11 protein-coding genes are annotated in these 11,076 nt (G+C 69.3%); 4 read left to right on the plus strand and 7 right to left on the minus strand.

Features of this window, described 5'->3' with window-relative positions:
* Position 1 precedes the first annotated feature (1 nt).
* The 7 genes from DMC61_RS06120 to DMC61_RS06150 all read right to left on the minus strand — a co-directional run bounded on the left by DMC61_RS06120 (position 2) and on the right by DMC61_RS06150 (position 8,540).
* A complete protein-coding gene (locus DMC61_RS06120) occupies positions 2-1,600 on the minus strand; it encodes an acyl-CoA carboxylase subunit beta (protein ID WP_199749912.1) in 1,599 nt (532 codons plus the stop codon).
* The gene (locus tag DMC61_RS06125) at positions 1,597-2,745 is read right to left on the minus strand and encodes an acyl-CoA dehydrogenase family protein (RefSeq protein ID WP_125687520.1); all 1,149 of its coding nucleotides are present in this window, start codon (positions 2,743-2,745) and stop codon (positions 1,597-1,599) included. The genes DMC61_RS06120 and DMC61_RS06125 overlap by 4 nt, the downstream gene beginning before the upstream one ends.
* Positions 2,742-4,439 carry an acyclic terpene utilization AtuA family protein gene (locus tag DMC61_RS06130; RefSeq protein WP_199749913.1) on the minus strand — a complete coding sequence of 566 codons (1,698 nt, stop codon included), beginning with the start codon at positions 4,437-4,439 and terminating at the stop codon, positions 2,742-2,744. Before DMC61_RS06130 ends, DMC61_RS06125 begins: the two co-directional genes overlap by 4 nt.
* A complete protein-coding gene (locus tag DMC61_RS06135) occupies positions 4,436-5,230 on the minus strand; it encodes a TIGR03084 family metal-binding protein (RefSeq protein ID WP_125687522.1) in 795 nt (264 codons plus the stop codon). Before DMC61_RS06135 ends, DMC61_RS06130 begins: the two co-directional genes overlap by 4 nt.
* An 81-nt stretch (positions 5,231-5,311) precedes the next feature.
* Positions 5,312-6,007, minus strand: a complete 696-nt coding sequence (locus DMC61_RS06140) for a TetR/AcrR family transcriptional regulator (protein ID WP_125687523.1) — start codon at positions 6,005-6,007, stop codon at positions 5,312-5,314.
* Positions 5,991-7,238 (minus strand): FAD-dependent monooxygenase, encoded by a 1,248-nt coding sequence (locus DMC61_RS06145; RefSeq protein WP_233594719.1) that lies wholly within the window; start codon positions 7,236-7,238, stop codon positions 5,991-5,993. The genes DMC61_RS06140 and DMC61_RS06145 overlap by 17 nt, the downstream gene beginning before the upstream one ends.
* Positions 7,239-7,685: 447 nt before the next feature.
* Positions 7,686-8,540, minus strand: coding sequence for an NAD(P)-dependent oxidoreductase (locus tag DMC61_RS06150; protein ID WP_125687525.1), 855 nt, complete (start codon positions 8,538-8,540; stop codon positions 7,686-7,688).
* A gap of 50 nt (positions 8,541-8,590) precedes the next feature.
* On the opposite strand from DMC61_RS06150, the gene DMC61_RS06155 reads away from it, so the two are divergent.
* The 4 genes from DMC61_RS06155 to DMC61_RS06170 are packed head-to-tail and all read left to right on the plus strand — an operon-like array spanning position 8,591 to position 10,936.
* Positions 8,591-8,983 (plus strand): MerR family transcriptional regulator, encoded by a 393-nt coding sequence (locus DMC61_RS06155; protein ID WP_125687527.1) that lies wholly within the window; start codon positions 8,591-8,593, stop codon positions 8,981-8,983.
* Positions 8,980-9,450 (plus strand): tetratricopeptide repeat protein, encoded by a 471-nt coding sequence (locus DMC61_RS06160; protein ID WP_125687529.1) that lies wholly within the window; start codon positions 8,980-8,982, stop codon positions 9,448-9,450. The genes DMC61_RS06155 and DMC61_RS06160 overlap by 4 nt, the downstream gene beginning before the upstream one ends.
* 41 nt (positions 9,451-9,491) lie before the next feature.
* A complete protein-coding gene (locus DMC61_RS06165; protein ID WP_125687531.1) occupies positions 9,492-10,331 on the plus strand; it encodes an enoyl-CoA hydratase-related protein in 840 nt (279 codons plus the stop codon).
* Complete coding sequence (locus DMC61_RS06170; RefSeq protein ID WP_125688100.1) at positions 10,328-10,936, plus strand: acetoacetate decarboxylase family protein; 609 nt, start codon at positions 10,328-10,330, stop codon at positions 10,934-10,936. The genes DMC61_RS06165 and DMC61_RS06170 overlap by 4 nt, the downstream gene beginning before the upstream one ends.
* Positions 10,937-11,076 lie beyond the last annotated feature (140 nt).

Below are 11,076 nucleotides of genomic sequence, written 5' to 3' on the forward strand. Positions count from 1 at the left end.
CTCACATCCTGAAGACGCCGAAGCCTTCGGCGCCCTTCACTGGTCCATTGTGGATCACGGACAGGCTGAGCCCGAGCACCGTGCGGGTGTCGCGGGGATCGATGATCCCGTCGTCGTAGAGCATCCCGGACAGGAACATCGGCATCGACTCGGCTTCGATCTGGCCCTCCACCATGGCGCGCATGGCGGCGTCGTGCTCCTCGTTGTATTCCTGTCCCCGCGACGCGGCCGCGGCACGGGCCACGATGGACAGCACACCAGCCAGCTGCTGCGGCCCCATGACCGCGGATTTCGCACTGGGCCAGGCGAACAGGAACCGGGGATCGTAGGCCCGGCCGCACATGCCGTAGTGCCCGGCGCCGTAGGAGGCGCCCATGAGCACCGAAAGATGCGGCACCTTCGAGTTCGACACCGCGTTGATCATCATCGCGCCGTGTTTGATGATGCCGCTCTGCTCGTACTCCTTGCCGACCATGTAGCCGGTGGTGTTGTGCAGGAACACCAGCGGTGTGTCGATCTGGTTGGCCAGCTGGATGAACTGCGCGGCCTTCTGCGATTCCTCGCCGAACAGCACGCCCTGGGCGTTGGCGAGGATGCCGACCGGGTAGCCGTGGATACTCGCCCAGCCGGTGGCGAGGCTGCTGCCGTACAAGGGTTTGAACTCGTCGAAGTCCGAGCCGTCGGCGACCCTGGCGATCACCTCACGCGGATCGAACGGCACCTTGAGGTCGGTGGGCACGATGCCGAGCAGGTCTTCGGCGGAGTACAGCGGCTCCGCGTAATCAGGCTTCGGCGTCGGGCCCTGTTTGGTCCAGTTGAGCCGTTTGACGATGCTGCGGCCGAGGCGGATCGCGTCCTCTTCGTCCGCCGCGAGATAGTCGGCGAGGCCCGAAGTGCGGGCGTGCATTTCGGCGCCGCCGAGCGATTCGTCGTCGGACTCCTCGCCGGTCGCCATCTTGACCAGCGGCGGGCCGCCGAGGAACACCTTCGCCCGTTCCTTGACCATCACGACGTAGTCCGACATGCCGGGCAGGTACGCGCCGCCCGCGGTCGAGTTGCCGAACACCAGCGCGATCGTGGGCACCTTCGCCGCCGAAGACCGCGTGAGGTCACGGAAGATCCGGCCGCCGGGGATGAAGATCTCCTTCTGCGTCGGCAGATCCGCCCCGCCGGACTCGACGAGGTTGATCACCGGCAGCCGGTTCTGCGCGGCGATGTCCGCGGCGCGGTAGCTCTTCTTGGCCGTCCACGGGTTGCTTGCCCCGCCTTTGACCGTCGGGTCGCTCGCGGAGATCATGCACTCGACGCCTTCGACCACGCCGATGCCGGTGATCACGCTGGCGCCGACCTGGTAGTCCGAACCCCAGGCCGCCAACGGCGACAGCTCCAGGAACGGCGAGTCCTCGTCCAGGAGAAGCTCGATCCGCTCGCGGGCCAGCAGCTTGCCGCGTTTGCGATGCCGGGCGACGTACTTCTCGCCGCCGCCCGCGATCGCCTTGGCGTGCTCGCTGTCGATCTCGGCGAGTTTGCCGAGCATGGATTCGCGGTTCTCCGCGAACTCCTCGCTCCGCGTATCCACAGTGGACCGTATCGTGCTCATGCGGTGTATCCCAATCGCTTCGCGGCCAAGCCGGTGAGGATCTCGTTGGTCCCGCCGCCGATGCCGAGGATGCGCACGTCACGGTAGTGACGCTCCACTTCGGACTCCCGCATGTAGCCGAGTCCGCCGTGCAGCTGCACGGCCTCGTTGACCACCCATTCGGCGGTCTCGACGGCGGTGTTCTTCGCGAAACAGGCTTCGGCGATGACCTCTTCGCCCGCGACGTGCCGCTGGGCGACCTGCCGGGTGTAGGTCCGGGCGACGTCGATCTTGCGGGCCATCTCGGTGAGCTTGTGCTGCACCAGCTGGCGGGAGATCAGCGGACGGCCGAAGGTCTCGCGCAGGCGGCACCAGTCCAGCGTCAGGTCCAGAGCTCGCTGCGCGTGCGCGTAGCCCTGCACCGCCAACGAAACCCGCTCGGTGACAAACTGGGTGGCGACCTGCGCGAAGCCGCTGTTCTCGGCGCCGATCAGGTTTTCGGCGGGTACGCGCACGTCCACGTAGGACAGCTCGGCGGTGTCCGAGCAGAGCCAGCCCATCTTCTCCAGCTTGCGGGAGACGGTGAAGCCCGGCGTGCCGCGTTCGACCACGATGAGCGAGATCCCGTGGGCGCCGGCTTCACCGGTGCGGACCACGGTGGTGACGAAGTCGGCGCGGCAGCCCGAGGTGATGAAGGTCTTGGCGCCGTTGATGACGTACTCGTCGCCCTCGCGCACCGCCGTCGTGCGGATCCCGGCGACGTCGGAGCCGCCGTCGGGTTCGGTGACCGCGAGCGAGCCGATCTTGGCGCCTTCCAGCGTCGGCCGGACCCAGCGTTCGATCTGCACCGGATCCCCGGCCGCCGCGATATGCGGGACGGCGATGCCGCAGGTGAACAGCGACGCGAACAGGCCACCGGATCCGCCCGCGTAGTGCAGTTCCTCGGCGATGACCACCGCGTCGAGATAGTCGCCGCCTCCGCCGCCGACCTCTTCCGGGAAGCCGACGCCGAGCAGCCCGAGTTCCCCGGCCTTGCGGTGCAGATCGCGGGGCAGCTCGCCCTCGCGTTCCCAGTCATCGAGATGCGGCAGGATCTCGGTTTCGGCGAACCGCCGGACGGTCTTGCGCAGTTCGGCGCGTTCCGGCGTGGCGAAGGGGTCGGTCACAGGAGGGCCTCCGGGATGTCGATCTCGCGGGAGCGCAGCCATTCCCCGAGTGCCTTCGCCTGCGGGTCGAACCGCGCCTGCGACGCGACGCCCTCGCCGAGGATGCCTTCGACGACGAAGTTGATCGCCCGCAGGTTCGGCAGGAGATGCCGCCGGACTTCGAGGTCCGCGGTCTCCGGGAGCAGCAGTTTGAACTCGGTGACGGTGAGCCGGTGCGCGAGCCAGCGCCACGCCTCGTCGGAGCGCGCCCAGACGCCGACGTTCGCGTTGCCGCCCTTGTCGCCGCTGCGCGCGCCGGCCACTTTGCCGAGCGGCGCCCTGCGGACTTCGGCCTGCGTGAACGGCGCGGGCAGGGCGGATTCGTCCACTTCGGACAGAGGGAGGGTTTCGGCGGCGGGCGCGATGTCTCGGCGCGTTCCGTCCGGCAGGACGGCGACGTGCGGCACCTCTTGCGCGTCAACGAAAGCTGCACGGTAAACGCCGTAGGGCGAGGCGGCCGCGGGCGGCGCGGTGACGTGGAACCCTGGGTAGCTCGCCAGCGCGAGCTCGATCGCCGCGCCGCTGAACGCGCGCCCCGCGACCTCCGGATCGGCGTCCTTCACCGCGACGTGCAGCAGCGCGCTCGCCTGCTGCTCGGTTTCGGCGTCGGGCCGGTCGGTGCGGGCCAGGGTCCACCGGACGTCGGCGGGCGGCCGGGCCTTGAGCGCGCCCTCGAGTTGCTCCTTGACCAGTGCGGCTTTCGCCTCGATGTCCAGTCCGGTGAGGACGAACGTCGTCTCGTTGCGGAAACCGCCGAGCCCGTTCAGGCAGACCTTCAGGGTCGGAGGCGGCGGTTCTCCGGTGACGCCGCTGATCCGGACGCGGTCGGGGCCGTCCTCGGTGAGCGTCAGCGTGTCGAACCGCGCCGTGACGTCCGGCCCGGCGTACCGGGCGCCGGTGATCTCGTAGAGCAGTTGTGCGGTAACGGTTCCGGCGTTCACCACACCGCCGGTGCCGGGGTGTTTGGTGATCACGCTGGAGCCGTCGGCGGAGATCTCGGCGATCGGGAACCCCGGGACGCCGATCCCGTGCTCGGTGAAGAAGGCGTAGTTGCCGCCGGTGGCCTGCGTCCCGCATTCGATCACGTGCCCGGCCGCGACCGCGCCCGCCAGCGCGTCGTAGTCGTCGCGCGCCCAGCCGAAGTGCGCGGCGGCCGGGCCGACGATCACCGACGCGTCGGTGACGCGGCCGGTCACCACGATGTCGGCGCCCGCGTTCAGGCATTCCGCGATCCCCCACGCGCCGAGATAGGCGTTGGCGGTCAAGGTCTTGCCGAAGCCGAGCTCCTCGGCGCGCTGGATGAGGTCGTCGCCTTCGACGTGCGCGATCGCGACGTCGACGCCGAGCTTCGCGGCGAGTTCGCGAAGGGCGTCCGCGAGCCCGGCGGGGTTGAGCCCACCGGCGTTGGCGACGATCTTGACGCCCTTTTCCTTCGCCAGCCCGAGATTCTGTTCCATTTGACGCAGGAACGTCTTGGCGTAGCCGCGGTTCGGGTCCTTCATCCGGTCGCGGCCGAGGATGAGCATGGTCAGCTCGGCCAGGTAGTCGCCGGTCAGCACGTCGAGCGGGCCGCCGGTGAGCATCTCGTGGACCGCGGAGAACCGGTCGCCGTAGAACCCGGACGCGTTGCCGATCCTGATCGGAGCCGGGGTCACGCGAACTGCCCCGGCTTCCGCCCGGCGCCGGGAGGCCCGGCGAAGGCCTGCGCGATCCCGAGCCATTCCTCGACGTCCTTGCCCGTGGCGACCAGGTCGGTGTCGGCAGGGTGACGGCGCTGGGTGATCACGAGACAGAAGTCGACCGCGCTGCCGGTGAGCCGCTGTCCGGCGTCCTCGGGACCGAAAGCCCAGGTGGTGCCGTCGGGCGCGGTCAGCTCGACGCGGAACTCCTCGGCGGGCGGGGCGAGCGAGTTGAGCTTGTAGGCGAAGTCGCGCGTGCGGGTGCCGAACCGGGCGATGTGCCAGATCCGGGCGGTGTTCTCCCGCGCGACGCCGAGCGCGTCGAAGATGTCCTGGCCGTGGGCCCAGGTCTCCATGAGGCGTGCCGTCACCATGGACGCGGCGCTCATCGGCGGGCCGTACCAAGGGATCTTCTGCCCGTCGGGCACCGCGGCGAGCGCTTCGGCGAGCTGCGCGCGACCGGCGCGCCACTCCTCCAGCAGTTCGCGGGGCGGCGTCTTCGCCCCCTCTGCGGCGCCGTCGTCGACGTAGGACTCGCCCGTCGCGAGGAGCCCTTCGATCTCGGCCTGCCACTCGGCCTCGGATCCGCGCGCCGCGATCAGCGCCTTCTTGTCCGTCCAGGCCAGATGGGCGATCTGATGGGCGATCGTCCAGCCTTCGGCCGGGGTCTGCCGCGCCCAGTCCGACGCGGGCAGAGCCGCCACCACGTCGTCGATGGCCTGCGATTCCGCCGCGAGATCCCCAAGGATCACGCCCAGGTCAGCCATGCCCGCCTCCTCGCGTCTTCCTCAGGCTGGCACCCCGCACCGGAAAAATCAAGCGTGCCTGATTGTTTTGTGGAGACGAGGTCAGCCGGAGATGATGCCCAGCGCGACGGCACGTCCGCCCTCCAGCGCGCGGATCCCCTCTTCCGCCGCCAGCTTCACCTGCTCCGGCGTGGCCCGCTCCGGGCCGAGAAGCGCGGTGATCGACGCGGCGAACACCCGGGCGGGATCGTCGACCGGCAGCCTGCTCCCGATCGAAGGGGCCGCCGTCAGGAAACCCGCGAGGAGGGCCTGCAACGCGAAGGCCTGATCGGCTATCTCCCAATCGGTTCTGGCGAGGTCGTGCCGCCGCCAGATGGGCAGGATGTGATGCAGGAACGCGCCCGCGCCCAGCGTTTCGAGCAGGGTCGCCGACCGGGGGTCGTCGGCGAGGACGCCGAGCAAAACGTCGTCGCCGGTCTGCAGCGCGTTGACGTACGGATGCCGGGCCGCGACCTCCAGCATGTTCGGGCCGAGCCGCGACGGCCGGGCCAGCTCGGGGTCCGCGGTGACCGCCGCGACGACCTCGTCGGCGAGCGCGACGAAATCGCGGCTGATCAGCCCGAGCAGCAAGTCTTCCTTGGTCTTCCAGTAGAGGTAGACGGTGCCCTTGCCGACGTGGGCCTTGGTGGCGACCTCCGCGATGGTGACGCCCTTGCTGCCCCGGCTCAGCAGCAGTTCGCCCGCCGCCGCCAGGATGCGTGCCGCTTTGGGCGAGCCGTGTTCAGGCAGTTCCGCCAACAGTGGTCCTCTCCGGTATCGCGCCGACGATATCCGCATTCTTGTACAACGCGATCTCGTCGAGCCGCATGATCCGGTCGGTCAGTCGTTTGCCGAGCTTGAAGCGGCTCAGCACCGGCACCGCGCGCCGCAGCAGGAGCTGCATCCGGTTGTCCACGACGAAGATCTTCCGGTCGGCGAACGCGCCGTCCTGATAGTGGTCGACGTAAGGCCGCAGTGCCCGTTCCCATTCGGAGAGGGCGGCGGCGAGGTCGCCGGGGTGCCGCTCCAGCATGCCGCCGAGCAGATCGGCTCCGGTGAGCCCGGACGAGACACCCATGCCGGCGTAGAGCGTGACGCACCAGGCGGCATCACCCATCAGGACGACACGCCCCTTGTGCCAACGGTCCAGGCGCACCTGCTCCACGGAGTCGAACAGGACGTCGTCGGCGGACTCCAGCGCGCCGACGACGTCACCGAGCACCTTTCCCAGCGGCCGCGGGCCGAACGCCGCGCGCACGCGTTCCGCGGGCGGCCGGGTGAACTCGGCGTCGACGTCGTCGGTGCGGTAGGTCAGCATGACCGTCGGATCGTGGTCGGAGAACGCGAAGACCCACATCGAGCGGTCCGGTTCGAGCAGCGTCGCCCCCTGTCCGGGGGCGAGACCGGCGGGCGTGCCGGTGTACTGGAAGGCCGCGACCATGTAGCCCATCCGCCGCAGATACCTCTCGTGCGGGCCGAACACCAGCGACCGCACCGTGGACCGCAGCCCGTCCGCACCGACGACGAGGTCGAAGCGTTCGGTCGTCGCGGTGTCCGAAGCGGTGTCGAGCAAGGTGACGTCGACCCCGCCGGCGTCCTGCTCGATGGCAGTGGGGACGGTCGAGTACCGGATCTCCACATCGTCGGGGAGAACGGCGAAGGCGGCCTTCTCGACGTCACTCCGCAACATCATCCAGGGCTTGCCGGGCAGGTCGGCGTACGACATCCCCGGACGGCTGGAGCCGTCACGGGCGAGGTCGAGGCCCTGCGCCAGCGAGGCCCGGTCATGGATGGCGCCGGCCATGCCCAGCCTGGTCGCGGCGGCCTGGCCCGCCCCGAACAGCGCGACGAAGTACCCGCCGGACCGCCTTTCCGGCGCTTTCTCGATCAGCACCGGCCGCCATCCGGCCTTGCGCAACCGCGCCGCCGTCGCGATCCCGCTGACACCCATTCCGACTACGAGTACCCGTCCCGCTTCGCTCCCGGTCATACTTCCGAACATACTGACCAAAATGTTCAGTTGGTCAGTATGTTGTCCGAGTCACAGCCTTGCCGTCCGCTCAAACACGGGTGTCGTCCATCCAGTCACGCGTGTCGTCCGCCTGATCACACCTGCCGTCCGCCCAGTCACGTGAAGCCCCCGGTTCGCTCCACGGGAGTAAGGCAACGGGGCCCGGTGGACGGGCACTCCGCTCGTGGTCTCGTCGGGCTCATGTCGCGAAAGCCACTTTCAGGACATCACGCGTCTTGAAAGTGGCTTTCGCGGCACGCGCCCAACCACCCGGGCAAGCCGCAGGCGTTGCGAAAGCCACTTTCGCAACGTTGAAGGTTGCGAAAGTGGCTTTCGCAACGCCCTTTCGTCGTTCCCGCCCCACGGACCCGAACGGACGGCACGCGTGTCCCGGAAGCACTCAAGACACGCGCGACCTGCTCCGCTTCACTCCCCCGGCCGCTCGAATTCCCGGATCAGCACCGGATACTGCTCACCCCCGTGCCCGGCGGCGATCGCGCGATCCGCCATCGCCTTGATCAGCTTCGGCAGTTCGGCGTTCACGCCCAGCGCCTCGCTCTCCTCGACCATGTGCGTCATCGCCCGCGCGTCGGTCTCCAGCGCCGACACCTCGGCGGGGAAGGAACCCTGGTCGATCTGCTCCGCGTAGCCGGGCAGCCAGTCCGCCACCCCGGCGGCGATCTGCCGCGCGAACGGCGCGTACGTCGCGGCGTCGACACCGGCCGTCTTGAGCATCGCGGTGCCCTGGAGCCACGCGTTCAGCACGCTCCACATCATCGTCAGCCCGGCGACGTCGTACAGGGACGCGAGGCCGGGATCCTCGCCGAGATGGCTGACCGTGCCGAGCGCGCCGAGGTCGAAGTCCGGGGCAGGTCCGCTCAGCAGGATCACCGCCTCGTCGGTCCCGATCGACGACGGGATGGCCATGATCGCGCCGTCCAGGTAGCGGGCGCCCTGTTTTTCGGCCCAGGCGGCGGTTTCCCGTGCCTGCGCGGAGTCGCCCGAGGTGAGATTGACCAGTGTCGTGCCGTCGAGGCGGGCGTCGCCGAGCAGTGCGCGCACGGCGGAATAGTCGGTGAGGCACACGATCGTCACACCGCCGAGCGCGTCACCGATGGCAGGCGCGAGCCGCGCACCTTCGGCGACCAAAGAGTCCGCCTTGGCGGCGGTCCGGTTCCACACGGTCGTGGGATGCCCCGCCTTCAGGAACGCGCGAGCGAGCGCGGTGCCCATCAGGCCGAGGCCGACGACCGAAATCGGGGTGTTCGTTTTGTCTGTCATGGCACGATCGTCAACGTTGATACCGGTATGAAGGTCAAGTGAGGAAAGCGATGAAGATCGGTGAACTGAGTCACCGGGCGGGCGTCAACGCCCACCAGCTGCGCTACTACGAGGCACAAGGCCTGCTGGAGGCGAGCCGCGGCAGCAACGGTTATCGCGAGTACGACGAGACGGCGTTGCTGCGGGTGAGGCAGATCCGCCACCTGCTCGCCGCCGGCCTGTCGTCCGAGGACATCGCGTATCTGCTGCCCTGCGCGATCGGCGAGGAGCCCGAGCTGATCGGCTGCCCCGAGCTGCTGGCCGCGATGCGCGAGCGGCTCGGCCGCCTGGACGAGCAGCTGGCCAAGCTGACGCGATCGCGTGACGCGCTGGCCGAGTACATCGTCGTGGCCGAACGGGTCGGCGCCGAGACCTACCCGCCGTTCGACGGCACCGCCGCGTGAACGAGGCGATCCGGCTACGGGAGCAAGGCACCGACGAGGCACGCCTGCGGCTGATCGAGCTGGCCGAGAAGAATCCGCGGGACGCCGTGATCGCCTACCAGACCGCGTGGGCGCACGATTCAGCCGGACTGGAAGCCGAAGCCGCCCCGTTCTACGAGCAGGCGCTCGCGGGCGACGGTCTGTCCACAGAGGACAGACACGGCGTGTTCGTCGGGCTCGGCAGCACGTATCGCGTCCTCGGCCGGTACGACGAGTCGCTCGCGACCTTGCGGCGCGGCCTCGGCGAGTTCCCGGACGACGCCGCGCTGCGGACCTTCCTCGCGATGGCGCTCTACAACGCCGGGGAGGCGCGCGAGGCGGCGGGCACCCTGTTGAAGGTGCTCGCGGCGACCAGTGCGGACGACGGCGTCCGGCGATACCGGCGAGCGGTCGAGTACTACGCGGACCATCTGGACGACGTCGAATGAGTCTTGTTGACACCTTGTCAACACTGGCTTACTTTCACGTCATGAGCGCGTACGCCGAAATCACCTACGAGGTCGAAGACCGCATCGCGACGGTCACGCTCAACCGGCCCGAGGCCCGCAACGGCTACACCATCCGCATGGCCGACGAACTCGGCGACGCGATGGACCGCGCCGACCGCGACGAGGACGTCCGCGTGGTGATCCTGACCGGCAACGGCAAGGACTTCTCGGTGGGCGCCGACCTCACGCAGGGCGGTTTCGACTTCGATCCGGAGACCGGGCCGGACGCGGCGTGGCAGGAACCGGCGGGCCGCTGCTCGAAACGGATCTTCACGATGAACAAGCCGGTGATCGCGGCCCTGCGGGGCGCGGCCGTCGGCGGCGGCGTCACGATCACGCTGTCGTGCGACTACCGCCTCGCGTCCACGGACTCCCGGTTCGGCTTCGTGTTCGTCCGCCGCGGGATCTACCCCGAAGGCGCGTCCGCGTGGTTCCTCCCCCGGCTAGTCGGGATGGGCACGGCACTCGACTGGATGATCAGCGGCCGCGTCTTCGGCGCCGAGGAGGCGAAAACGGCCGGACTGGTCCACAGTGTCCACGAGCCCGAAGAAGTGCTCGGCAAGGCCCGCGAGCTGGCTCGCGAGATCGCCGCGACCACGTCGCCGGTCTCGGTCGCCGTGACCCGCCAGCTGCTGTACCGGATGGCGAGCGCGGAATCGCCGTTCCCCGTGCACGAGCTCGACTCCCGGCTGATCGGCGGCCTGGGCTCCAGCCCGGACGCGGTCGAAGGCGTCGTCTCCTTCCTGCAGAAACGACCACCGGAGTTCTCCATGCGCGTCGACACCGACCAGCCCGACTACCTGCCGTGGCTGAACCAGTGACCGCCTATCCCCCGGAACCCTGGAACCTGGCGGGTCAGGCGTACCTGTCGATCTGGCGTGTCCCGGTGAGCGGACTGCCCGCACTGCCCGGCGGTGTCGAGCCGATCGTGGTCGGCGGCCGCGCCCAGTTGTTCACCGCCTGGATCGACTACCAGGAGCCCGGGCAGCTCCAGTACCACGAGCTGCTGGCGACGGTCGCGGTCCGCGGCGAGCGCCTCTCCAGCTCCATCACCGACATCTGGGTCGACAGCGAGGTCTCGCTCGCCGGCGGGCGGGCGTTGTGGGGCATCCCCAAGGATCTCGCGGCGCTCGACTTCGCCCACGGGCGGACCTTCACCGCCTCGGCGGCCACCCAGGAAGACTGGATCGCGACGGCGGCCTTCACGCCTCGCCCGAGCCTCCCGGTGCGGATGCCCGCGGCCTTCGACGTCGTCCAAATACTGGACGGCCGTCTCAAAAGAAGCCCCGTCCGGGCGAAGGCGCGGCCTTGTCCGGCGGCCGCGGACTGGCGGATCAACGAGTCCGGGCCGTTCGGCTTCCTTGCCGGTCAGCGGCCCGTCCTGAGCGCCTGCCTGCGCGATTTCAAGATCGTCTTCGGCGGTTGACCAGCCGCTCAGCGTGATCGTCTAACCCGCCAGGGTGAGCCGACGACACGCCACCCATTGGGGCACGTGCAGCCTCCGACCCCTACATGTAGTCTCTGGGAACCGGCACCGCCCAGCGACGGGGAGACCGCTCGGGAGCG

The organism is Amycolatopsis sp. WAC 04169 (assembly GCF_003947535.1).
GTDB classification, from domain to species: Bacteria; Actinomycetota; Actinomycetes; order Mycobacteriales; family Pseudonocardiaceae; genus Amycolatopsis; species Amycolatopsis keratiniphila.